23 protein-coding genes are annotated in these 22,346 nt (G+C 73.0%); 17 read left to right on the forward strand and 6 right to left on the reverse strand.

The features are described 5' to 3' along the window. Nucleotides 1-234: 234 nt before the first annotated feature. Together PCA76_RS17740 and PCA76_RS17745 are read right to left on the reverse strand one after the other, a co-directional pair. Nucleotides 235-1,359, reverse strand: a complete 1,125-nt coding sequence (locus PCA76_RS17740; RefSeq protein WP_272611542.1) for an FUSC family protein — start codon at nucleotides 1,357-1,359, stop codon at nucleotides 235-237. A 177-nt stretch (nucleotides 1,360-1,536) separates the two neighbouring features. After that, the gene (locus PCA76_RS17745) at nucleotides 1,537-2,004 is read right to left on the reverse strand and encodes an NUDIX domain-containing protein (protein ID WP_272611543.1); all 468 of its coding nucleotides are present in this window, start codon (nucleotides 2,002-2,004) and stop codon (nucleotides 1,537-1,539) included. A gap of 248 nt (nucleotides 2,005-2,252) precedes the next feature. Between PCA76_RS17745 and PCA76_RS17750 the strand changes: the two genes are divergently transcribed. The 17 genes from PCA76_RS17750 to PCA76_RS17830 all read left to right on the forward strand — a co-directional run bounded on the left by PCA76_RS17750 (nucleotide 2,253) and on the right by PCA76_RS17830 (nucleotide 18,827). Next, nucleotides 2,253-2,948, forward strand: coding sequence for an LppM family (lipo)protein (locus tag PCA76_RS17750; RefSeq protein ID WP_272611544.1), 696 nt, complete (start codon nucleotides 2,253-2,255; stop codon nucleotides 2,946-2,948). Between the two features lie 146 nt (nucleotides 2,949-3,094). Continuing rightward, the gene (locus tag PCA76_RS17755) at nucleotides 3,095-3,439 is read left to right on the forward strand and encodes a hypothetical protein (protein WP_272611545.1); all 345 of its coding nucleotides are present in this window, start codon (nucleotides 3,095-3,097) and stop codon (nucleotides 3,437-3,439) included. 11 nt (nucleotides 3,440-3,450) lie between these two features. Next, on the forward strand, nucleotides 3,451-4,059 hold the full coding sequence (locus tag PCA76_RS17760) for a glycine zipper family protein (RefSeq protein ID WP_272611546.1): 609 nt from the start codon (nucleotides 3,451-3,453) through the stop codon (nucleotides 4,057-4,059). Further along, the gene (locus PCA76_RS17765; RefSeq protein WP_272611547.1) at nucleotides 4,056-4,754 is read left to right on the forward strand and encodes a carboxypeptidase-like regulatory domain-containing protein; all 699 of its coding nucleotides are present in this window, start codon (nucleotides 4,056-4,058) and stop codon (nucleotides 4,752-4,754) included. The genes PCA76_RS17760 and PCA76_RS17765 overlap by 4 nt, the downstream gene beginning before the upstream one ends. Before the next feature lie 23 nt (nucleotides 4,755-4,777). Continuing rightward, nucleotides 4,778-6,049 carry a phage tail sheath family protein gene (locus PCA76_RS17770; protein ID WP_272611548.1) on the forward strand — a complete coding sequence of 424 codons (1,272 nt, stop codon included), beginning with the start codon at nucleotides 4,778-4,780 and terminating at the stop codon, nucleotides 6,047-6,049. A gap of 1 nt (nucleotide 6,050) precedes the next feature. Then, nucleotides 6,051-6,533, forward strand: a complete 483-nt coding sequence (locus PCA76_RS17775) for a phage tail protein (protein ID WP_112680064.1) — start codon at nucleotides 6,051-6,053, stop codon at nucleotides 6,531-6,533. Further along, nucleotides 6,508-7,938, forward strand: a complete 1,431-nt coding sequence (locus tag PCA76_RS17780; protein ID WP_272611550.1) for a hypothetical protein — start codon at nucleotides 6,508-6,510, stop codon at nucleotides 7,936-7,938. The genes PCA76_RS17775 and PCA76_RS17780 overlap by 26 nt, the downstream gene beginning before the upstream one ends. Then, the gene (locus tag PCA76_RS17785) at nucleotides 7,938-8,846 is read left to right on the forward strand and encodes a CIS tube protein (protein WP_272611551.1); all 909 of its coding nucleotides are present in this window, start codon (nucleotides 7,938-7,940) and stop codon (nucleotides 8,844-8,846) included. The genes PCA76_RS17780 and PCA76_RS17785 overlap by 1 nt, the downstream gene beginning before the upstream one ends. Continuing rightward, complete coding sequence (locus PCA76_RS17790; protein ID WP_272611552.1) at nucleotides 8,843-10,438, forward strand: contractile injection system protein, VgrG/Pvc8 family; 1,596 nt, start codon at nucleotides 8,843-8,845, stop codon at nucleotides 10,436-10,438. The genes PCA76_RS17785 and PCA76_RS17790 overlap by 4 nt, the downstream gene beginning before the upstream one ends. Then, nucleotides 10,438-10,776, forward strand: coding sequence for a hypothetical protein (locus PCA76_RS17795; protein ID WP_272611554.1), 339 nt, complete (start codon nucleotides 10,438-10,440; stop codon nucleotides 10,774-10,776). The genes PCA76_RS17790 and PCA76_RS17795 overlap by 1 nt, the downstream gene beginning before the upstream one ends. Next, on the forward strand, nucleotides 10,773-11,207 hold the full coding sequence (locus tag PCA76_RS17800) for a GPW/gp25 family protein (protein ID WP_272611555.1): 435 nt from the start codon (nucleotides 10,773-10,775) through the stop codon (nucleotides 11,205-11,207). The genes PCA76_RS17795 and PCA76_RS17800 overlap by 4 nt, the downstream gene beginning before the upstream one ends. Beyond that, nucleotides 11,204-13,876 (forward strand): putative baseplate assembly protein, encoded by a 2,673-nt coding sequence (locus PCA76_RS17805; protein WP_272611556.1) that lies wholly within the window; start codon nucleotides 11,204-11,206, stop codon nucleotides 13,874-13,876. Before PCA76_RS17800 ends, PCA76_RS17805 begins: the two co-directional genes overlap by 4 nt. Next, a complete protein-coding gene (locus PCA76_RS17810) occupies nucleotides 13,857-14,372 on the forward strand; it encodes a phage tail protein (protein WP_272611557.1) in 516 nt (171 codons plus the stop codon). Before PCA76_RS17805 ends, PCA76_RS17810 begins: the two co-directional genes overlap by 20 nt. After that, a complete protein-coding gene (locus tag PCA76_RS17815) occupies nucleotides 14,369-15,298 on the forward strand; it encodes a hypothetical protein (protein WP_272611558.1) in 930 nt (309 codons plus the stop codon). The genes PCA76_RS17810 and PCA76_RS17815 overlap by 4 nt, the downstream gene beginning before the upstream one ends. Continuing rightward, nucleotides 15,295-15,756, forward strand: a complete 462-nt coding sequence (locus PCA76_RS17820) for a hypothetical protein (RefSeq protein ID WP_272611559.1) — start codon at nucleotides 15,295-15,297, stop codon at nucleotides 15,754-15,756. Before PCA76_RS17815 ends, PCA76_RS17820 begins: the two co-directional genes overlap by 4 nt. Before the next feature lie 30 nt (nucleotides 15,757-15,786). Further along, the gene (locus PCA76_RS17825) at nucleotides 15,787-16,542 is read left to right on the forward strand and encodes a hypothetical protein (RefSeq protein WP_272611560.1); all 756 of its coding nucleotides are present in this window, start codon (nucleotides 15,787-15,789) and stop codon (nucleotides 16,540-16,542) included. Nucleotides 16,543-16,592: 50 nt separating this feature from the next. Then, nucleotides 16,593-18,827: a hypothetical protein gene (locus tag PCA76_RS17830; RefSeq protein ID WP_272611561.1), complete on the forward strand. Its 2,235-nt coding sequence runs from the start codon at nucleotides 16,593-16,595 to the stop codon at nucleotides 18,825-18,827. Between the two features lie 37 nt (nucleotides 18,828-18,864). On the opposite strand, the gene PCA76_RS17835 is transcribed toward PCA76_RS17830, so the two are convergent. From PCA76_RS17835 to PCA76_RS17850, 4 genes are all read right to left on the reverse strand, one after another. Then, nucleotides 18,865-19,734, reverse strand: a complete 870-nt coding sequence (locus PCA76_RS17835; protein WP_272611562.1) for a PmoA family protein — start codon at nucleotides 19,732-19,734, stop codon at nucleotides 18,865-18,867. Then, nucleotides 19,731-20,321 carry a hypothetical protein gene (locus PCA76_RS17840; protein ID WP_272611563.1) on the reverse strand — a complete coding sequence of 197 codons (591 nt, stop codon included), beginning with the start codon at nucleotides 20,319-20,321 and terminating at the stop codon, nucleotides 19,731-19,733. The genes PCA76_RS17835 and PCA76_RS17840 overlap by 4 nt, the downstream gene beginning before the upstream one ends. Nucleotides 20,322-20,462: 141 nt before the next feature. Then, on the reverse strand, nucleotides 20,463-21,362 hold the full coding sequence (locus PCA76_RS17845) for a carbohydrate ABC transporter permease (protein ID WP_272611564.1): 900 nt from the start codon (nucleotides 21,360-21,362) through the stop codon (nucleotides 20,463-20,465). After that, complete coding sequence (locus tag PCA76_RS17850) at nucleotides 21,362-22,345, reverse strand: carbohydrate ABC transporter permease (RefSeq protein WP_272611565.1); 984 nt, start codon at nucleotides 22,343-22,345, stop codon at nucleotides 21,362-21,364. The genes PCA76_RS17845 and PCA76_RS17850 overlap by 1 nt, the downstream gene beginning before the upstream one ends. Between the last annotated feature and the right edge of the window lies 1 nt (nucleotide 22,346).

Below are 22,346 nucleotides of genomic sequence, written 5' to 3' on the forward strand. Positions count from 1 at the left end.
CCCCGCCCCCGTCCCCATCCCCATCCCCGTCCCCGTCCCCGTCCCCGTCCCCGTCCCCGTCGATCATGGAGTTGTGGTGGGCGATTGACGGCCTTACGCGGCTTATGCGAGGCACCACAAGTCCATGATCGACGGCGGCGGGGCGGGGCAGGGGCGGGGCGGGGCGGGGGCGCGGGGAGGCGGGGCCTGGTCAGCGGCCAGGGCAGGCGCTGGGAGAGCCTCGCGTGGTCTTGGTCAGACGGCGGGGAGGCCCAGGGCTTCGTCGACGCGGGCGAGGACGGCGACGTCGTCCTCGGGGTTGACGCCACGCAGCAGGTCGATTGCCGTAGCCCGGACCTGACCGATGATCATGGCTAGTGGGAGGGTCTGCGTCGAGCCGAAGAGCTGCCCGGCGGTGTGCACGGCGGCCAGCGCCGATTCGTCGGCCCGGGTGGCGTGCTGGTCGGCGGTCTCGTCCTGCCCGTCCAGGTCGGCGGCGAGGGCGGCACCGGCCTGGCGGACCGCCTCGGCCAGCGACCGCAGGGCGGCGCCCAGTTCGGGCGGGGCCGGGGTGCGCAGCCGGCTGAGTGTCACACCGGCTCGGGCCAGCACCCGCACGTTGCGGACCGCGTAGTCGATCTGCCGGATCGACTCGTCCACCGACCTCAGCCGACCGATGTGCCGGCGCCGCCGTACGTTGAGCCGCAGCGCCTCACCGGCGGCCAGCACCCCGTCGCGCAGCCCGTCCACCCGGGCGTCCATCCCCCGGGCCTGCGTCAGCGCGGCGACCGCGGCGGCCTCGTCGCGGTGGTCCAGCGCGTCGGCGACCCCGCCCAGCAGCCCGGCCAACTCGTCGAAGGTCCGCCGTACCTCGGCGACAAGCGGTGCCAGCGGGCGTCGGGCGTCGACCAGCAGGCTGGCCGCGAGTGCTACCGCGCCACCGATGAGCGCGTCGACGAAGCGGAACGGCACCAACGACCCGTCCGGCGGTGCGACCACCACCAGGTAGAGCGCGGAGACCGCGGCCTGCACCAGCGTCACGCCGGTGGCGCCGAAGGCCACCGCGAGCAGGACGGTGAGCAGGATGACGGTGAAGACCGTCCAGGTGCTGCCCGGGCCGAGCGCCTGCACCACCAGGTCCGCGACGAGCACCCCGGCGGCGACCCCGAGGACGACCTCGACGGCCCGGCGGATGCGTTGGCCCCGGGCCTGACCGAGAACGATCAGTGCTGCGGCCGGCGCGAAGAAGGGCTGCGGGTGCCCGAGCAACCGGGTGGCCAGCAGCCAGGCCACGGTCGCGGCGACGGTCGCCTCCAGCACCGGCCGCCAGCCGTGTCGAAGCCGCCCACCGGCCGTCCGCAGGCCGCTGAACCGCCTCATCGCCACCCACCCTCCAACGCGCTGGCCGGTCTACCGCAACCCGGCCCGGCACCACGCCGCCAACCCACGGCACCCGAGGCGATCGTCTCCGATCACGCGACGGACCTGCTCACCGGGGGGCTGCTCCGCGCCCCGCCCGGCGTGCCAGCGACACGATCGCCAACCGGGCATGGCCCGCTACGCGGACTGGCGACCTCCGGCGGGTTGAGCCGACCCCGTGGGCGTCCGGCCGGTGACCGCCGCGGCGTACTCGGGTGAGGCGAGGAACTCGGTCAGCACCTCGACGGTGCCCGGAGTCCAGGCGCGGCCGTCGAGCACTTCGTCGCCGGCCACGAAGACCATCGCCGCGCCCTCACCGAGGACGACGTCCTCCTGCCGTGCCCGGGTGAGACCGAGGAAGTAGTGCTTCACCCGATCCAGTTCGGGCAGCGGTTGCACGGCGATCGGGTGCAGCGGCCCGTCAGCGTGCAGGCCGGTCTCCTCCCACAGCTCCCGCTCGGCGGTCTGCTCCGGCGTCTCCCCCGGCTCGCCGTGGCCGCCGGGCAGCCCCCAGACGTTCGGGTGGTGCGTCGCGTTGCCGTCGCGCAGTTGCAGCAGCAGTTGCCCGTCGGGATCCACCAGCATTACGCACGCGATCACGTTCATCCGATCACCCTACGGCCGACGAGGAACCGTCGTCGGCCCAAAACTCCAGAATAGCCATTCGGGCCTTCTTCGGGCTCATTCAAAGATGACAGTCCGTCGGTACAATCGGCGACTGCGTTGTGACCGATCGCTGACTGCTCATGGTGAAAGCGATCACACACACTGAGCCCATGAACAGGAGAGTCAACCGCGGTAAGGCACTCCGCGTCGCGGTGTGTCTTCTCCTTCTCGCCGCGCTGAGCGGCTGCATGCAACTCAACATGGGTCTCACCGTCAACGCCGATGACACGGTCGACGGGCAGTTGCTGCTGACGGCCCAGAAGTCCCTGCTGAGCTCGCGGAACAAGAACATCCCGGCGGCCTTCGCGGAGCTGCGGCAGAACATTCCCGCCCTGCCGGCAGGCGAAGAGACCGGCTACCAGGACGACAAACTCTTCGGCACCCAGATCGCTTACCGTAAGGCGCCGCTGGCAGGTTTCGACACGGAGAGCGTGAAACTGGTCCGGGACGGCGATCTGTATCGCTTCACGTTGCCGCTCGATCCGTCGAAATACGGCGGAAAGGTGGCGCAGCAGAATCCGCAGCAGCAGCAGGCATTCCTCAAGTTGATGTCGTTTGAGATCTCGGTGACGTTTCCCGGCCGAGTGATCGACAGCAATGGCACAGTCAACGGCCGGTCGGTCAGCTGGAAGGTGGACTCCAACCAGGACAAGCCGACCGAGCTGCGTGCCGTGGCCGAGGCGCCACCTCGACCGTCCGCCTCGCCGGCCGCCGCCGGCGACGGAGGCGGGTTCCCCTGGCTGCTCATCGTCGGCGGAGCGCTCCTCCTGCTGCTGCTCGCCGCGGTGGTCGTACTCCTGTTGCGCCGCCGTCACCCCGCGGCGCCGGCTGCGCCGGGACCGACCGCGCCGGGCCCGCCCGCCGGCGCCCCGGGGCCCGGCTGATCCACCTGGTGGCCGGCTCAGCCGGCCACGCCCGGCCCCGGCCGCCCCCGAGACGACGGCGACCGGCCCCGGTGCTCCCCGCCCGGAGCACCGGACCTCACCACCACCACATCCCGGTCGCACCATCGCAGAAAAGGGGGATCGCCGTGAACGATCTCTTCACCTGGGCAGCCCTGGGGAGCATCGCCGGCGCGAGCGCCGCCACCCTGCTGGCCACCAACGTCATCGGCGGGCTGATCGGCCCGAGCGGCGACAAGCTCCGCAAGTGGATCGCCATCGCCATCGCGCTCCTGCTGTCCTACGTGACAGCGGCGTTCGCCGACGACGCCGGCGGCGAGAAATGGGTCATCGCGTTCTTCAACGCGCTGGTCATCTTCTCCGCCGCGCTCGGCGTCAACCAGTTCCCGCCCGGCAACCGGCAGGCGACCCAACCGTCGCCGACGCAGGTCGCGCAGGGTCGTGAGCCCCGAGTCTTCCGTTCCTGGGTCTGAGGGGTGACGTCATGGTCTTCGGAATCATCAGCGCGGCGGTCCAGGTCGGCTTCGGCGCCCTGTTCGGCTTCCTCGCCGGCGGCCCGATCGGGCTGCTGATCGGCGCCGTCGTGGGCCTGCTGGTCGGCGCGGTCTTCGGCTGGTCGGTGGCCTCCGCCGGGGTGTACGCGGCGGACGCCCGCGGCATCTTCCTCTTCGTCGTCGACCACACCTGGAGCCTGCTCAACACGGTCGTCGGCGCCATCTACCTGGCCGTGCACCTGATCTTCGGGCACTCGCTGGACCGGCCCACCTCGTCCGGCAGCGGCCGGGTCAGCGTGGTCGAGGGGGTCTCGCCCCGCTACGCCACCACCATCGGCACGGTCTGCGCGGGCTCCAGCTCGGGCATCCAGCGGCACGAGGACGTGCACATCTTCCAGGGTCGTCTGCTCGGCCCGCTCTACATCCCGCTGGTGCTGGCCAACTATGTCCTGTTCACCATCGCCCCGGTGTGGCTGCTCTACCACGACCACACCAACGCCCCGATCAACCGGTTCACCCGGTACTTCGAGATCGGCGTCTACCCGCACGTGTGGAACGAGGCCATCGCGTACCGGATCCAGGGGACGCCGCCGCGATGACCACTGACGGGCGCGGACCGATCGAGACGGCCACCGCCGAGCTGGCCGCCTGGCTGACCAGCGCGGCGGGGGAACCCGTCCCGATCGGCCCGCCCCGCGCCGACGGCGACGCCGCCGGGCTCACCCTCTGGCCGATGGAGCTGCGCCCGGCCCGGCAGACCCGCTCCAGCGGCGCGGTCCGCGAACCGTACCGGTTCACGGTCCGCTATCTCCTCTGCGTCACCGGGCCGGCCGGGTTGCCCCGGCTGGACCGGGTGCTCACCGCCGCGACCAGCGACGGCAGCTACCCGGTCGTCCTGGAGGCGGGCGACCCACCACTCTGGACGGCGTTCGGCGCGACTCCCCGCCCGGCGCTGCTGATCGACGTACCCGCGCAGGTGGACCACCCGACCCCGGCCGCTCCGCCGGTGCTGCAACCGCTGCGGCTGCGGCAACTCGAGGTGCGCACCCTCAACGGCCGCGTCGTCGGTCCCGAGGACCAACCACTGGCGGCGATGCGGGTCGAACTTCCCGGCACCGGGTCCGCCACCCGCACCGACCCCGACGGCCGGTTCCTGATCGTCGGCGTCCCGCACGACCCCGAGCACCCGAGCCCGATCCGGCTCCGGCTGACCGGGCGCGGGCTCATCCTCACCGCCGACGTCGATCCCGCCGAACCCGACATCGTCATCGTCTGCGCGCCACCGACCCACTGACGCCCACCCGCACTGGAGGACCGATGCCCAGCTACTTCTCCCCCGGCATCTATGTCGAGGAGGTCCCCAGCGGCGCCCGACCGATCGGCCCGGCGAGTACCAGCATCGCCGCCTTCGTCGGCGTCGCCCCGGACCGCTCTGCCCAACTGGGCAGGGCGGTGCCGGTCAACAACTGGACGGAGTTCCTGCGGCTCTTCGCCGGCGGGGAGCGGGTGGAGAGCACCCCGTTGGCCCGGGCGGTCTTCGGCTTCCTGGACAACGGGGGCGCCCGCTGCTGGATCGTCAACGTCGGCGAGGGTGGCGCGATCACCGGCACCGGACAGCGGCGCGGCGGCCTGCAACTGCTGGAGGCCGTCGACGAGATCTCCATCATCGCCGCGCCCGGCTTCCACGACGTGGTGTCACACGAGGCTCTGCTCAGCATGGCCGAGCGCACCCGCACCATGGTCGCGATCTGCGACCCGGCACCGGACATCGACGACATCTCCGCGTTGACCCGGGTCGCCACGCCGTCCTCCGGCAAACCCCCCAAGCCCGCCGAGGGTACGGGCGGCGGTGCGGCCGGCGCTCCTGCCGGCTCGGGCGGCGGCTCGGCCGGGCCTGGCGGCTCGGGCGGACACGAGGGAGCGGCGTACCGGCCCCGGCAGTCCGAGTTCGGCGCCTTCTACTACCCGTGGCTGCGGGTCCGCGACCCGATCAGCGGCGAATTGGAACTCACCCCGCCGAGCGGGCACCTGGCCGGCATCTGGGCCCGCACCGACGCCCTGCGCGGGGTCCACAAGGCACCGGCCAACGAACCCGTGCGCGGTGCCGTCGATCTGGGCTACCTGGTCACCCGACCCGAACACGACGTGCTCAACCCCAAAGGCGTCAACGTGATCCGCTACTTCGCCGGCGAGGGCATCCGGGTCTGGGGTGCCCGTACGCTCGCCGCCGAGGCCAGCGAGTGGCGCTACCTCAACGTACGGCGACTCAGCATCGCCATCGAACAGGCCATCGCCAACGGCACCCGGTGGATGGTGTTCGAGCCCAACGACTTCACCCTCTGGCGCTCGATCCGGCGTGACATCGGGGCGTTCCTCACCCGGGTGTGGCGGGACGGCGCGCTGCTCGGGCGCAGCCCCGAGGAGGCGTTCTTCGTCAAGTGCGACGAGGAGACCAACCCGCCGGACGTCCGCGACGCGGGCATGGTGATCGCCCACATCGGCATCGCTGTCGTGAAGCCCGCCGAATTCGTGGTGTTCAAGCTGAGCCAGTGGGCCGGCGGCACCGAGACCGAGACGATCGGAGGCTGACATGCCCACCACAGCCACCCCACAGCCCGGCGCCCCGGTCGACCCGTACCGGGCGTACAACTTCCGGTTGCTCATCAACGGCGTCACCAACGGCCACTTCACCGAGATGACCGGGCTGGAGGTGAACATCCCCGGGCAGGCGTACCGGGAGCACGGCCTCGGCCGGATGCGGATGGTGCCCGGGCAGGCCGAGTACGAGCCTGTGACGCTGCACTTCGGCCTCACCGCCTCCCGCGAGCTGTGGGACTGGGTGAACGCCACCGCGCAGGGCACCCTCAACCGTCGCAACGTCTCGGTGGTGCTGCTCGACTCGGTCGGGACCGCCGAGGTGCTCCGGTGGAACCTGATCGACGCCTGGCCCACCCGGTGGCGCGGCGCGCACCTCAACACCCTCAGCCACGAGATCGCCATCGCCTCGTTGACCCTGCGCTACGAGGGCCTGGAGCTGGAGACCGGCGGTGCCACCGCGCCGACACCCGCGTAGCTGGCTGGCCGGCCGGTTGCGCTCGGCCGCCGGGGCCGTACAGCGCCTCGCCGGGCGGGTCGAGCCAGCCGGGCAACTCCCGCCGTCGGAGGCGCCCACGGCAGCACCCCGCCGCTTCGGGGAGCCCCCGCAGCACTGGCTGGACCTGGTCACCGCCCACGCGCCCGGCCTGCTGCACGACCTGGACCTCGACAGGTCCCCGGTCGGCTCGGACGACGCGAGCGTCCACGACGACCGGCCGGGCGGATCCGCCTCGATCGGTCCGGAGGGAGTGGATGCTGCGGGCCCAGCCACGGACCCCGCGTTCGACGGCACCGCCCGCGCGGACGGCACTGGCGCGGCCGGCGGGAGCGGTCCTGGTGCGAGCCGGGTCGGAGGGGCGGACGGGTCGCGCTCACCGGGCGCGACCGGGAGGCCGGGCCGCAGGTCACGGGCCGCTGACGGAGCCGACGGCACGAAGATCAGCAACGCCGGCCCGTTCGGCACGGGTGCGGCGTCACCGCCCGAAGCCGACCCACCGACCGGGCCGGACGCGACGACCGGGTCGGCGAGATCGGCACGGTCGGCGGGATCGGACGCGGCGGCGGGACCGGACGGATCGGTGCGACGGGGTACGGGGGACGACACCTCGGCCGTGGGCGGCGACGGGCCGCCCCGGGCAGGCGAACCGCCTCAGACAGTCCGCCCGCTGATCCGCCCCGCGAACCCGGACCCGCTCGACGCACCCACCAACCACCTCCTGCATCGCACCGACAACCTCGAACCCACCCGGATCACGCGGCGCGCGACCCGCGCACCCCGCAGCGGCCCTCCGGCCAGCACCGGTGCCGACGGGCTCTCGACTGATCGCGACGGACTCCGGGGCGGATCGGCGGACGGCCACACCTGGAGCAGGGACGGCCGGCCCGGGGCCACGGGCGACCGCCGCGCGGGTGAACCGGGCCGGGCGCGGACGTCGCGGCTGGGCGGGGCGACGGGTGCGGCACCGGATGGACGACACCTGGACGGGCCGAGCCTGGGCCGGGTTGCATCGGGGGCCGGCTCGGCTGGTGCGACGGTGGCAGCCGGGGGCACGACGATGAATCCACGCGGTGACCTGGCCAGCGCCACGGGCGGCGGACCCTGGCCGGCCCTGCCCGACGAATCGGCGCGGGTCGGGCAACCGGCCAAACATCCGGCCGGACATCCGGCCGGACCGCGAGTCACCGAGGCAGGCACGATCAGCGGGACCTGGGCCGATGAACGGCGGTCGGCGAGCACCCGGCCGTGGTCGTCCGTGATCGAGGCGAGGGTCACCGACCCGTGGCCGGCCCTGCCGGACGACGCGACGCTGTGGACCGTGCCGGGTGACGCGCTGGACGCTGTCCAGCTGAGCCGGCTGGATCGGGAACAGGCGGGCGACTGATGGAACGCGTCGCCTTCCTCATCGACTCCTCCGGCGAGCGGGTGGACTGTCTGCTCAACCCGGAGACCGTGCAGGTGACCCGGCTCGCCGGCGTACGCCAGCGGGGTGCCGCCGGCGGACAGCTCACCGGGTCCGGGCTGGCCGACGACCCGCTGGTCTTCACCGGCGGGGGCCGGACCGAGCTGGTGCTCGACCTGCTCTTCGACGTCGACTTCGTGGAGGCACAGGTCCGTCCGGCCGACGTACGGGTGCTCACCCGTCCCCTGTGGATGCTGGCGGAGAACTCCACCGCCGAGCATGGTTGGTTACGACCGCCGCTGGTCCGGTTGGTCTGGGGCAAGACCTGGAACGTGCCCGGCGTGATCATCGCGGTGGCGGAGCGGTTCGACGCGTTCACCGGCACCGGGTCGCCCCGACGTTCCTGGCTGCGGCTGAAGCTGGTCCGGGCTGCCGAGACGGCCGATCAGGCCGAGGCCGGCTTCGCCGAGGAGCTGGCCGCGGCGAGCACCCCGACCGCCGCACCGGGCAGCGCGGTGATCGCCGCCGGCGACGGCGCGGCAGAGCCGGGTCGTTCCGGTGTGCGCTTCGACCTGCTCGCCAACGACGCGCTCGGCTCGCCGCTGCGCTGGCGCCTGCTGGCCGAACACAACCGGATCACCGATCCCCTCGCCGTGCCGGCCGGGACCACCCTGGCCGTCCCACCACCCGGTGCCCCGGGCGGCGGTGGGTCGACAGTGGCGGGTGCGGTGGCCGGAGTCGCGCGGGCGGTGGCCGGCGCGGTAGGTGCCGGCGCATCGTTCGTGGGCGCCTCCATCGCCACCGCGCCCGCCGCCTGGGGCGCGTCGACCGGAGCGTCGACCGGGCCCGCACCGACCAGCACCAACCCAGGCCCCGGGGGTACGCCGTGACAAGCGTCGCGCCCCGAGCGTTGATCGTCCTGCTCGACGGCGCCGAACTGGCCGGTGCGGCCCGTCAACGGGTCCGCTCGCTGCGGGTGGCGGCGCGCCTCGACCAGCCCACACAGGCCGAACTGGTGCTCGCCACCACCGCCGGGGCGGGAGCGTTCGACCCGGCGGTCCGCCCCGGTACGACGCTCGACGTGCGACTCGCCGATCACACCGACGCCCTGTTCAGCGGGGAGGTCACGTGTGTGGAGGTCGAGTACGCCGCCGACGGGGCGGCGGTGCTGCGGCTGCGGGCGTACGACCCGCTGCATCGGCTGCGTAAGCGACAGGGGCTGCGGGTCTTCACCTCGGTGACCGCCGTCGAGCTGGCCCGGGAGCTGTGCGGCGAGGTGGGGCTGGACGTGACGGCGGAGGTCGACGGGCCCCGGCTGGAGCGGCTGCTGCAGCACCGGCACAGCGACCTGGAGCTGCTGCGCGAGGTGGCCGGCCGGGCCGGGCTGCACCTGGCCGCCGACGACGGCGGGGTCCGGCTGATCACGCTCGCCGGCTACGGGGAGCCTGTCCCGCTGGCCCTCGGCGCGAGCGTGCACACCCTGCGGCTGTCCACCAACGCCGACCAGGCCAGCGGTGCCAGCGCGGCGCTGGGCTGGCACCCCCAGCGGGCCGAGGTGATCAGCCAGCAGGCCGACGAGGCGCGCTGCGGACGGCCGGCGGGTGACCGCCCGGACCCGGCTGACGTGGGAGCCGACGGGGTCCGCACCGCCGTCGACCAGCCCGGCCGCAGTGACGACGAGTTGGCGGCGCTGGCCCAGGCGCGACTGGACACCCGCGCGGCGGCGCTGGTCACCGCCGAGGGCGTCGCCGCGGGTGATCCGGCACTACGACCGGGACGACGGGTCGACCTGAGCGGTGTGCCCGACCCGGTCGCCGGGGCGTACGTGCTGACCGAGGTGGTGCACACCGTCGACGGCAACGGGCACCTGACCCGGTTCTCCACGGTGCCACCCGCCGCGCCGCCCAGCGTTTCGAGCGCCGGTGCCGTGGTGACCCTCGGCACCGTCACCGACGTCGCCGACCCGGACGGGCTGGGCCGGGTCCGCCTGACCCTCCCCGCGTACGGGGACCTGGACGCCGGCTGGCTCGCTGTGCTCTGCCCCGGTGCCGGGCGCGGCAAGGGACTGGTGGCACTCCCCGATCCGGACGACACCGTGCTGGTGGTGCTGCCCGGCGGCGAGCCGGCCTCGGGCATCGTGCTCGGTTCGCTGTTCGGTGCCGTCGAGCCGTACGACGCGGGCATCGACGACGGCCGGGCGCGGCGCTGGACGTTGCGCACGGCCGGCGGGCAGTCGATCGTCGTCGACGACGTGCAGCGCAGCCTGCGGCTGGCCACCGAGGGCGGCAGCTTCCTGGAACTGACCCCCGATCTGGCCACGCTGCACGCGGCGTCCGACCTGGTGATCTCGGCGCCCGGCCGGGCCATGGTGGTGCGTGCCCGCAGCGTGGACTTCCTGCACGCCGAGTCGACCGAGGACCCGACGACCGCGGCGCGGCAGGCCCGTTCGCTCGCCCGCGCCCACCACGAAGGAGGCGGCTGATGCGCTGGATCCACCGTGACTCCGTGATCCTCTGCGATCACGACGGCCGGGTCGAGAACCGGCCCTCGCAGCAGTGGGTGACCGTCACCGAAGTGCCCGTGCTGGTGGACGACGACCCGGAGGGACGCAAGATCATCGCCTGCCCGAACTACGGCCCGACCATCAAGCCGTGCACGAAGACGCTGACCGTCCGGGTCGGCTACAGCGACTGGATCCGCGTCGACGGGCACCGGGTGGTGCTGTCGCACCTGGAGGGGTTCACCAACGGCACACCGCCGGGGCTGATCAAGCACACGGTGCGGGACCCGCGACAGCAGTTCCTGGGGGCGGACCGATGAGGGCCTTCCGCTTCGTCGGCGCCGGCTTCGACGCCGGCCGTGCCGGCGGGTTGGCGCTCACCGCGGCCGGCGGCCTGGCGATGACCGAGGGCGACGAGAGCGTACGACAGGCGCTGTTCCTGCTCTTGTCGACAACGCCGGGCGAGCGGCTGATGCGACCCGGGTACGGCTCCCGGCTGCACCGGCTGGTCTTCGCGCCCAACGACGACACCACAGCCGGCCTGGCCATCCACTACGTCCGGCAGGCCATCGCCCGCTGGGAGCCTCGGGTCGAGGTGATCGACGTGGACGCCGGGCCGGACCCGGACGACGCGTGGAGGCTGGTGATCCGGTTGGACTACCGGGTGCGGGCGAGCCTGACGCCCGGGCAGTTGGTCTTCTCCGTGGACCTGCTCGGAGTCGACGAGCCCGCACAGGGAGGACCGTCATGACGCTGCCCGTGCCGCACCTGGACGATCGCGGCTTTCTCGACCTGGTCACCGAGGCCCGGGAACGGATCCGGCAGTCCTGCCCGGCGTGGACCGATCTGTCGGCGCACGACCCCGGCATGGCGCTGGTGGAGGCGTTCGCGCACCTGACCGAGGTGATGATCTACCGGCTGAACCAGTTGCCGGAGAAGGCGTACGTCTCGTTTCTGAACCTGCTCGGGGTCGCCCGACACGCACCCACCGCGGCCTGGGCGGACGTCCAGTTCACCCGCAGCGGCACCGACCGCGCGGCGATTCGGATCCCGGCCGGTCTGCGGGTCGCGGCGGCCCGTGGCGCGGATCCCCGCCCGGTCGTGTTCGTCACCACCGAGCCGACGCTGCTGGCCGCCGGCGAGGCGTCGGTGACGGTACGGATGCACCACTGCGAACCGGTCGAGGCGGAGTTGCTCGGTGTGGGCACCGGCCAACCGGGTCAGGTGCTGCGGGCCGCCCACGCCCCGCTGGCGCACACCGCCGAACCGCTGGACCTGCTGCTCGGCGTGGAGGTGCCGGCCGGCACCGTCGAGTTGGGTGCGGCGGCCCGCGAGCACGACGGCCGCACGTTTGAGATCTGGCGACCGGTGGACAGCTTCGCCGGGCTGGGTCCGCAGGCCAAGGCGTACCTGGTGGACCGCTGCTCGGGCACCGTCACCTTCGCCCCGGCCCTCGACCTGCGACCGCCCGCCGCCGCGACCCACGCCGCACCGGGCGACGCCGCGCCCGAACCGGCCGCGGTGAGCGGCCTGGCGCCGGTGACCGTGGCGGCCGTGCCGCCGGCCGGGCGGCAGATCCGACTCTGGTACCGGGCCGGCGGCGGGCCCACCGGCAACGTGGCGGCGGGCACGCTGACCAGCCTGCGCGACCCACTACCGGGGGTACGCGTCGACAACCCCGCGCCGGCGGCCGGTGGGCGGGAGGTGGAGGCGCTGGAGTCGGTGCTGCTGCGCGGCCCGTACGAGTTCTTCGCCCAGCAGCGGGCGGTCACCGCCCGCGATTTCGAGGTCCTCGCGACCAGCTCAGGCGCGGTGGCGAGGGCACGGGCGTTCACCCGCGCCGCGGTCTACAGCTTCGCGCGGCCGGGCGAGGTCGAGGTGGTGCTGGTGCCGTACGTGCCTCCGGCGGCCCGACCGGGTGGCCGGCTGCCGGTGGCGGTGCTGCGCGAGCACGAGGTGCCCGAGGCGCGGCGCCGGGTGGAGTCCGACCTGGAGGAACGCCGGATGGTCGGTATCCGCTCCCGGGCGACCTGGGCCCGCTTCAAGGCGGTGTCGGTACGGGCCCGGGTGGTGGTCCGCCGCGAGGAGGACGTGGACGCGGTCCGTCGCCGGATCCACGACCGGCTGCACCAGACGTTGAGCCCGCTGCCCACCGCGCTCAACCCGACCGGCTGGCCGTTCGGCGAGCCACTGCGGGCGTCCAACGTCTATCGGCTGCTGGAGCACGCCGAGCCGGGTGTGCGCTACGTCGAGTCGGTCCGCTTCGTGGTCGACGAGGCGCCCGACGCGGAGGTACGCGCCCTCGCCGTCGACCAGTACCAGCCCCGCACCTGGTATGCCGGGCGCGGACCGGTGCTGTTCCGCTCCAGCAACGGCGGCGCGGGTTGGGAGCCGGCCGGCCGCTTCGACGGTGAGACGGTGCTGCGGGTGGCGCCCGCGCCCGCGCCGGTACGACCGGGCATCGTGGCACGCCCCGGCTCGGTGGCCGTGGTGACGCTGCGCGCCTCCGGCGGCTCCCGGGTGCACCTGAGCACCGACCTGGGCGAGACGTGGTCGCTGCTCACCGACCTGGACGCGCGGATCTCCGACGTGGCCTGGTTGGACCGCGACGGCGCGGGCGCGCTGCTGGTGGCCACCGACACGGGCCTGTACGAGGTGTCGCTGCTGCCCGGGGCGGTGCCGTTGCAGATCCTGGTCGACCCGTCCGACGCCGACCGGGGGTTCTACGCGGTGCGTGCGTTCGTCTCGGAACGGGGCGTGCCGGGCGTGGCGGTGGCCGCGCAGGCCAGCTTCGGGGTGTACCTGTCGACCGCTGGCGGGCGACCCGGCAGCTTCACGCATGTCGGCCTCTCCAACGTGGACAACCGGGTGTTGGCGGTGCAGTACGACGGCCCGGCCACCCTGCTGTGGAGCGGCGCGGGTGAGCCGGACCCGAAGAAGCCCGGCCAGGGCTGTCACCGCACCCGGCTGTTCGAGTCCGACGTGAAGTGGCAGTCGATGCAGGCCGGCTGGATCGGTGGCACCTGCCGGGATCTCGCGTTCGCCGGCCAACAGGCGGTGGCGGCCACGCAGAGCGGCGGGGTGCTGCGGCTGGACACCCTGGCCGCTCAGCCGCAGTGGCAGGCGGTGATGGTCAACTGCGGTTTGCCGCTGCGGGACCGGACCCGGTTCGTGCCGGTCGACGCCATTGCCGTGAGCGGGGGCGCGGGCGGCCACGCGACCGGCAGCTCCGGCGCGGCGGAGCGGCTGATCCTGGCCGGCGGCGAACGCGGCGTGCACCGCAGCGCCGACGCCGTCGACTGGATGCCCAGCGCCAACCAGGCCACCGCCGACGTGGTGACCGTCCCGGATACCTGGCTGCTCTGCTCCGGCGAGCACGACATCGAGGTGGTGCGCCAGGATGCGACGCTCGGCGATTGAACGGTTGCTGCCCGCCGCCTATCAGCGGGCCTGCGTGCCGGGCAGCGTGCTCTGGGCGCTGCTGGACGTGATGGAGGGGCTGCACGCCCCGGACGAGGCGATCCTCGCCGAGGTGGACGCCCTGTTCGACCCGTACCGGGCGCCGGACGGGATGGTCGTGCAGTTGACCCGCTGGGTGGCGATGGACCACGTGGTGGCCTCGCCCCGGCCGGACGCCCCGCTGCCGCTGCCGGTGGGCCGGCTGCGCGACCTGGTGGCCAACGCCGCGCTGCTGGCCCGGTGGCGCGGCACCCCGTACGGGATGCGCAGGGCTCTTGAGCTGGCCACCGGGATGCCCGGCTTCGCGATCGACGAACCGGCCGAGCAGCCCTTCCACGTCGTGGTACGGGTGCCGGCCGCCGCCGCCGGCCAGCTCGCCGTGATCACCCGCATCGTCGAGGCGGAGAAACCGGCCTCGACCACCGTCGAGATCGTCCTGGAAGAGGAGTCATCATGACCACCGAGTGGGCGGTCGTCGCCGCCGCCGAGCAGTTCACCCTCGACCCGCGCAACAGCGGCGAGCTGACCTTCACCGTCTCCAACCCGGGCAACGCACCGGACACGGTGGTGTTCGACGTGGCGCCCGGTGACGGCTCTCAGCGGGCGTGGTTCACCGTCGCCGAGCCGCAGCGGGTGGTCCCCGGCCAGGGTTCGGTGTCGTTCCTGGTCAAGCTCGCCGTGCCGGCGGGTACCCCGCCTCGCCGCTACGACATGACCGGGTTCGCGTACTCGGCGAACACCGCGCCGGAGGAGAGTTCCCGCTCCAGCGGGCGGGTCACGTACGAGGTGCGGGCGGTGGCGCCGCCACGGCGTACCCCGTGGCTGTGGATCGCCGCGGCGGCGGCGTTGGTGCTGGTGGTGGTGACCGTGGGGGTGGTGTTGCTGACCCGCGACGGCGAGCCGGCCCCCGGCGAGCCGCGGGTGGTCACCGTCGAGGCGGAGAGCCTGGTGGACGCCGCGGTGGTCGAGTCACCGCAGAGCAGCAAGGCGGCCGTGGGCGCCCAGCCCAACTGCTGCGGGGTGACCTGGTCCGAGAACAAGCAGTTGTTCTTCACGGGGCTGGCGATCGGCGATCAGGTCACCGTGACGGTGCAGATCCCGGCCGACGGCACCTGGCGGTTCGCGACGGTGCGCACCACGGCCCCCGACTACGCCAACACCGTCTTCGCCATCGACGGCAGCCAGATCGGCGGCACGTTCCTCGGCTTCACGCCGACCGTGCAGAAGACGGAGTTCCTGGACGTCGGCACGGTCCAGCTCACCAAGGGCGCGCACCGGGTCACGCTGCTGGTGGTCGGCAAGACGCAGGGCACCAGTTCCTACTTCGCCGGGGTGGACACGTTCCGGTTCACCGAGATCGTGGCGCAGGCCGTGGCGCGATGAGTGGCCGACAGAAGGCGCTGCTGGGGCTGTTCGCCGTCCTACTGGTGGCGTTGTTCGTGGTCGCGGTCGGCGCGGGTCGTGGCGACCGGGGCGATCCGGGTGCCCGGCACGGGTTCGTCGACCGGTTGGGCGCGCTGGGTGGCGAGCGCGCTTCGGTGGACCCGGCCACGGTCAGCGCCGACTGCTTCGAGGAGCCCGGTCAGCTGGTGTTCTCCGGCAGTTGCGTGCTGCGGGTCGCCGACCCGGGCGGGCTGCGCACCCTGGTGCTGCGCAGCCCGGCGCGCTTCACGGTCACCGCGCCGGCACCGGGCGATGCCGACCTGACCATCAGCGACGAGGTCGAGCCGGCGTCGGACGGCACCGGCGCGGTGGCGAAGGTCGCCGTCGACCAGGCCACCGAGGTCGCCGTGCGCTGTCCCGGCCTCGGTGGCTGCACGGTCACCGTCGCCGCGTCCTGAGGCGAGAAGCATCGAGAGGGAGGTGCCGACGTGGGAGACCTGCGCAAGCCGTTCCTGCTGCTGGCCATGCTCGCCATCGTCCTGGCGATCGGCGTGGAGCTGGGTGCCGGGCTGCTGCTCGGCGGCGCCGACGCCGGCGCGGCGCTGGCCGACAGCGCCGGAGCGCTGGACGTGGAGCTCGGCGACGTGGCCGGGGTCAGCGAGCCGTCCGGCCGGGGCACCGGCTACCTGGCGTTGATCGACGCGGTGGCGGTCTGGAGCACCGGGCTGTTCTGCCTGGGCCTGCTGCTGCCCGAACGCGTTCAGGGCCGGGTGCAGGGCGTCGCCAGCCTGATCTTCTCGATCATTTTGATCATCGTCGGGCTGATCGCACTGATCATCGCGTTCGTGGAGCTGATGATCATGGTCTCGCTGTTTCTGGCCGTCCCGTTCGGCACGCTGGCGTACCTGGCCCTGTGGGGGTTCTTCCCGGTCGGCGAGGCGGCGGTGCTGCTCGGGCTGGTGCTGCTGCTCAAGCTGCTCTGGGCCGGGCTGCTGGTGCTCGCCCAGCCGCGCTTCCTGCAGAACAAGGGTCTCGTGCTGCTGATCCTCACCACGCTGCTGTGCACGGTCGTGCTGGAGTTCCTGCACAACCTGGTGCCGGTGATCCTGGTCAGCATCGTCGACGACGTGGCGGCGCTGATCTTCGCGGTGATCGCCATCATCTGGGGGCTGGTGCTGCTGATCGGTTCGATCCCGGCGATCGTCAAGGCCATCCGGGTCACCGCCGCACTGCCCGCCCGTTGACGTTTGCGGTATCGGCAGCGGTCGGCGGGATTGTCTGTGACCCTGACGGCGTGGAGAGGACGCCGGAGCGCGACGCCGTGGAGCTGCGCGTACACGGCATCTCCGGAGTCACCGCGGAACGGATCCTCGACCACCCGATCGTGGTCCGCGTCGCGGGGGACGCGCGCGCGGGCTTCTTCCGGCCCCGGCCGGGGAGCGGCACCGCCGGCGGGGCCACGGCCGGGGTCGCCGTCGAGGCGTACCGCTGGGGTTCGCTGACCGCCGGGACGGCGGTACGGACGGCCTCGATGTTGCTGTTGCTGCCCTTCATGCTGAGCAACCTCGCGATCTGGCTACGACCGCCGGGACGCGACCGGTGGGGGCTGCTCAGCATGCTGTGCCGCCTGCTCGCCGGCACCCTCACGGCCACGTTCGTGCTGGCGATCGTCGGCGTCACCCTGGACCTCGTCGGCTGGCAGTGCGTGCCGTACGCCGGGTGCCGGGCCAGCCGCCCCTACCTGGCCTGGCTCTACGCGCTCCCGTCCGGCCCCCGGCTGGCACTGCTGTCGGTCGTCCCACTGCTGGCACTGCGGGTCGTCTGGGCCATCGGCACCCGGTCGGCGCGGGCCTTCGAGGGGTTCGGTCCTCCATCGGCGCAGCCGCCCGTCGGCGGCCGGACCGAGAACCTCGCCGACGCCGGCTTCTGGCACGACGAGCAGACCATCGGTTGGCTGCGTCAGATCCACGTGGCGCTCGGCATCGGGACGCTGAACGTCGCCCTGCTCGCCGGCGTCTCACCGGGCGGGGTCGGCGCGCCCGGTCAGGTCGCGCTGGTCGGCGTGGCCGTCGGGCTGCTCGTGTTCAACGTGGTCCTGCTCTGCCTACCCGTGCCGGCCGGCCCGGCGGGGGCCCGCCGGTTCCTGCGCCCTCTGTGGGCGGCCACCGTGGGGGTGAGCGCGCTGTGCCTCGGGTCCGCCACGCTCGCGGGCGCGGCGCCGTCCGGCTTGGGCAAACTGCCCGGGTACGAGGGCGCTGCCGCCGGGGTGGTCGCCGCACAGGGTGTCCTGCTCGTGGTGCTCACCGTCGTCACCTACAGCCATCGTCATGCTCGGAGCGAGGACCAACCCTTCCTGCGCGGGCTCGGAACCCCGATCATGGCAGCGGCGGCGGTGAGCGTCGGTGCGGCCTTCACCGCGACCCTGGTCTATCGCGTCGCCGACGCCCTCGACCACGGCGACATCCCCGACCCGATCCGACCCAACCCGCCGATCGTCGGCCCGCTGGAGCCGCCGGTCGCCTACTGGTGGGCCGCGCTCGCCGGGCTCGCCGCGTTGCTGATCGGCACGGCGGTGACCTCTGCGACCCTCCTGATGAGCCGGCGGCGGCGACGCCGGCTGGCAGCGCGCATCATCGAACGGGACTACCCGGATGTGCCGGCGGAGGACGCGGGCCGGCTGGGCCTGGTCCGGGAGACCATCGCCCGGTCCCGGATCACCGAGGAACTCGGGCCGGTGCTGATCGCGTTCCTGGTTATCGCGTCACTCGGACTGGCCACCGTCGCATTCGACGTGATCGGGATCGGTCCCACCCAGCTCGCCGCCCGGCTCGGTCGACACGGTGGCGAATTCGCCGTGCTCGCCGCCTACGTCACCGACGTGGGTGTCTGGGTGATCAGCCTCCTGGTCATCTGCCTCATGGTGCTCGGTTTCCGCTCGTACCGGTCGTCCCAGACCCGGCGGGTGGTGGCGGTGCTGGGGGACCTCGGCACCTTCTGGCCCCGCACGGTCCACCCGTTCGCGCCGCCCTGCTATGCCGCCCGCGCCGTCCCAGAACTGGCGAAACGGATCACCGGACTCACCGCGCGAGGGCCGGTGGTCCTCTCCGGCCACAGCCACGGCTCGGTGCTCGCCGCCGCCACCATCCTGCAACTGCCGCCGTCCGTGCTGGCCAGGGTCTCGCTGTTGACCTACGGCTCACCGCTGCGGCGCACCTACGCCCGGCTCTATCCGGCGTACCTGGGACCGGAGACGCTCTGCGACCTGGGCGGGCGGGTCGGGTGGCGATGGCGCAACCTGTGGCGGGACACCGATCCGATCGGCGGGCCGATCTTTCCCCGCGCCCCGGACGCTGGGCCGCCCTGCGCCGACCCAGCGGCCGGAGACGTCGACATCCGGCTCCGTGATCCCCGCAGCCTGACCATCGACCCGGCGGACACCGTGCCACCTCCGATCGAACGGCACTGGCCGTACCACAGCCAGGCCGCGTACCAGGTGGCGGTCCGTGAGCTGACCGACCGGTCCCGCTGAGTGCACCGCCCGGCCCGTCGGGGCGTACACGCGGGAGTCACGGCGCCGTCCCGACCAGCGCGGCGGCCCGGTCCCGGTCGAGGATTCCGTCGGCCACCACCACCGTGTACCGGCCGTGCCGGCTCTCGCCGGCCGGCACCACGGCAGGGCGGTCGAACGCGAACGCCACGCAGACCCCCGGATACATCCCGGTCCGCACGAACCACCGGTCGCCCCGGCCGAGGCCGGCGAAAACCAGGGTGTACGCCCCGCCGCCCGGCCCGGCTGCGGTCAGCGCGAGCCACGGCGCCGCGCTGCCGTTGACCGTCTCCTCCCCGGCGGCGTCGGCGGTGAACACCGCCGATTCGCCGTCGGCGGCAGCCCGCCAGAAGAACCCGCCGTAGCCGGCCCCGCCCGGGCGGCCGTTGGTGGCCGGGCTTCCCAGGCGCACCTCTCGATCGGCCGGGGCGGTCAGGACGGTATCCAGGTCGAGCCGCCAGGCGCCCGACGCGACCACCGACGCGGCGAGCCACCGCCGCTCGGTCAGCAGCACCTGGCCGGCTCGGTCGCGCCACTGGAGATCGTGCGCGTACCGGCCCGGGGAGCGCTCGACCTCCCCGGTGTGCGCGATGACGCCGTGGTCGTCGCGCCAGGTGTAACCGACGTCGCGGACGTAGGTGCGCCCGCCCCAGAGATTGGTGCCGTTGACGTCCTGCACGGCCAGGGACGCGCCGAGGTGCCACACGTGGTCGGCGGGCAGCTCGTCGGTGACCACCGTCCCGCCGAGGGTGCGCACCGGGTGCAGGTACGGCCGGGGCCCGTGCCGCGCGTCCAACGCCGGGTCGAGCACGTACCGGGCCACCTCAGTCCCGTCGACCGACAGCCGCGCCGGCTCGCCGGCGAGGTCGGCCGCGCGCCCCACGCTCACGGCAACTCCGGGTGGGCAGGGACCGGCCGGCGACGGCCGGCGGCGCGGGCACGGACCGGCCGGCGACGGCTGGCGGCGCGGGCAGAGGCTGGCCGGCGTCCGGCGACACCGTCATGGGCCGGCCGGCGGCGGCTGGCGGCGCGGGCAGGCCGGCCGACGACGGCGTGCAGGGCGGCCACGGTGTATCCGGCGAGGATCGGCACCGCGACCGGGGTGACCAGGACGGCGAGCAGCCCGGCCAGCACCGTCACCCCGGTGAGCGCGGCCCAGCGGGCGGGCGCGTCGAGGCAGGCCCGGGCGGCGGACCGGGCCGCCGCCCGCCACCGCCCGCCCCCGTTGCCGCCCACCTCGACGACGACCAGCCCCGCGTATCCGGTGAGGCCGGCCGCGACAAGTACGGTCACCAGCAGCGCGGGCGAGCCGCCCGGCACCCGGCCGGTGGCCAGCGCCGCCAGGTCGGCGGCGAGCAGCCCGGCCACGGTGAGCGTGAGCAGGCTGACCGGCACGCCGGGCAGCACCGAGCGGCCGAACCGGCGCACGGTGGCCCGCGCCGACGGCCAACTGCCGGTACGCGCCCAGTCGTGCACCGCCGCGCTGGCCGTGCCCGCCGCCGCGGCGGCGGTGAACAGGGCGCCGCCGCCAGCGTCAGCAGGATGCCGAGCAGCGCCAGGTCGGCGGCGTCGCGGGCGACGTCGCGCCAGTCCCGCCGCCCGCCGGTCTCGACGGGCTCACCCCTTGATGCCACTGGTGTTGATCCCCTCGACGAGCATCCGCTGGAACGCGACGAAGAACAGGAAGACCGGCAGCAGCGACAGCACCGACATGGCGAACATCGGTCCGACCGCGCTCTGGCTCGTCGAGTCGATGAACAGGGTCAGCGCGACCGGCACGGTGTAGTCCTCCAGTTGGGACAGGAAGACCAGTTGCCGGAAGAAGTCGTTCCAGGTCCAGATGAACGAGAAGATCGCGGTGGTGACCAGCGCGGGACGGCTCAGCGGCAGGATGATGTGCCGGAAGATGCCGAACGGGCCGGCGCCGTCGATCCGGGCCGCCTCGTCCAGCTCGCGTGGGACGCCCCGCATGAACTGCACCATCAGGAAGACGAAGAACGCCTCGGTGGCCAGGAACTGCGGGATGAGCAGCGGCAGGTACGGCCACTCGCCGCCGACCAGCCCGAGCGTCCGGAACAGGATGTACTGCGGCACGATCAGCACGTGTTGGGGCAGCAGCAGCGTGCCGATCATGACGGCGAACCACATGCCCCGCAGGCGGAACCGCAGCCGGGCGAAGGCGTACGCGGCCAGCAGGCAGGAGAGCCCGTTGCCGACGACGGTGAGCAGACTGACCATCGCGCTGTTGAGGAAGAACCGACCGAAGCTGACGTCGAAGTTGGACCAGCCGGCTGTGTAGTTGCCCGGGGTGAACCGCTCGGGCAGCAGCCCGACGTTGTTGACGATCTCCTCCTGGGACTTCATCGAGGTGCCGATCATCCAGATCAGCGGGTAGAGCACCACGGCGACGATCGCCACCAGGATGAGCAGCCGCAGCACCGACCGACCGCCGGGCCGGCGACGCGTGGTCGGCGCTGCTCCGGTGGGCGCGTCGGCCGTCGGGGTCGCCGTCACCATCACCGGTCCTCACCGTCGGAGTAGTGCACCCAGAACCGCCCGGTGCTGAAGAAGATCGCGGTGATCACCGCGATGGCGAGCAGGAACACCCAGGCCATCGCCGAGGCGTAGCCCATGTTGAGGTCGGTGAAGCCGGTGATGTAGAGGTTCAGCGTGTACATCAGGGTGGAGTCGACCGGGCCGCCGGTGCCGTTGCTGAGCACGAACGCGGCGGTGAAGCCCTGGAAGCCGTTGATCGTCTCCAGCACCAGGTTGAAGAAGATCACCGGGGAGAGCATCGGCAGGGTGACGTTGCGGAACTGGCGGAACCGGCCGGCGCCGTCGACCGAGGCGGCCTCGTACAGCTCGGTGGGCACCTGCTTGAGGCCGGCCAGGAAGATCACCATCGGTGCGCCGAACTGCCAGATGGCCAGCACCATCAGCGTCTCCAGGGCCCAGTCCGGGTCGTTGACCCAGGGCTTGCCCTGAATCCCGAAGAGGCTCAGCAGCGAGTTGAACGCGCCGTCGCGGTTGAACATGTTGACCCAGACGATGGCCAGCGCGACGCTGCCGCCGAGCAGCGACGGCAGGTAGAACAACCCGCGGAACAGCCCGACCCCACGCCAGGCGCGGTTGAGCAGCAGCGCCACGCCGAGCGCCGCGGCCAGCTTCAGCGGCACGGCGATCAGGGCGAAGGTCAGGGTCACCCGCACCGCGTGCCAGTACGACGGGTCGGCGGTGAACATCCGTTCGTAGTTGGCCAACCCCACCCACTCCACCTCGGAGAAGGGGGTGAGGATGTCGTAGTTGGTGAAGCTCAAATAGAGCGACAACAGCATGGGGACCGCCGTGACACCCATCAGGCCGATGAGCCACGGCGACAGGAAGACGTACCCCGCCAGACCTTCGCTGTGCCGGAAGCGTCCGGGCCTACGCCTCTCGGCATGGGCCCGGACGGATCCGGGGCCGCGTCGGGTCGGGTCGGGCGCCGTGGTCAACGCCACG

This window comes from Micromonospora sp. LH3U1, assembly GCF_028475105.1.
GTDB lineage: Bacteria > Actinomycetota > Actinomycetes > Mycobacteriales > Micromonosporaceae > Micromonospora.

Coding starts and splice junctions, on each gene's coding strand:
- PCA76_RS17740 (WP_272611542.1), bottom strand. CDS start 1,359: ATGAGGCGGTTCAGCGGCCTGCGGACGGCCGGTGGGCGGCTTCGACAC.
- PCA76_RS17745 (WP_272611543.1), bottom strand. CDS start 2,004: ATGAACGTGATCGCGTGCGTAATGCTGGTGGATCCCGACGGGCAACTG.
- PCA76_RS17750 (WP_272611544.1), top strand. CDS start 2,253: ATGCAACTCAACATGGGTCTCACCGTCAACGCCGATGACACGGTCGAC.
- PCA76_RS17760 (WP_272611546.1), top strand. CDS start 3,451: ATGGTCTTCGGAATCATCAGCGCGGCGGTCCAGGTCGGCTTCGGCGCC.
- PCA76_RS17765 (WP_272611547.1), top strand. CDS start 4,056: ATGACCACTGACGGGCGCGGACCGATCGAGACGGCCACCGCCGAGCTG.
- PCA76_RS17770 (WP_272611548.1), top strand. CDS start 4,778: ATGCCCAGCTACTTCTCCCCCGGCATCTATGTCGAGGAGGTCCCCAGC.
- PCA76_RS17775 (WP_112680064.1), top strand. CDS start 6,051: ATGCCCACCACAGCCACCCCACAGCCCGGCGCCCCGGTCGACCCGTAC.
- PCA76_RS17785 (WP_272611551.1), top strand. CDS start 7,938: ATGGAACGCGTCGCCTTCCTCATCGACTCCTCCGGCGAGCGGGTGGAC.
- PCA76_RS17795 (WP_272611554.1), top strand. CDS start 10,438: ATGCGCTGGATCCACCGTGACTCCGTGATCCTCTGCGATCACGACGGC.
- PCA76_RS17800 (WP_272611555.1), top strand. CDS start 10,773: ATGAGGGCCTTCCGCTTCGTCGGCGCCGGCTTCGACGCCGGCCGTGCC.
- PCA76_RS17805 (WP_272611556.1), top strand. CDS start 11,204: ATGACGCTGCCCGTGCCGCACCTGGACGATCGCGGCTTTCTCGACCTG.
- PCA76_RS17810 (WP_272611557.1), top strand. CDS start 13,857: ATGCGACGCTCGGCGATTGAACGGTTGCTGCCCGCCGCCTATCAGCGG.
- PCA76_RS17815 (WP_272611558.1), top strand. CDS start 14,369: ATGACCACCGAGTGGGCGGTCGTCGCCGCCGCCGAGCAGTTCACCCTC.
- PCA76_RS17820 (WP_272611559.1), top strand. CDS start 15,295: ATGAGTGGCCGACAGAAGGCGCTGCTGGGGCTGTTCGCCGTCCTACTG.
- PCA76_RS17845 (WP_272611564.1), bottom strand. CDS start 21,362: ATGGTGACGGCGACCCCGACGGCCGACGCGCCCACCGGAGCAGCGCCG.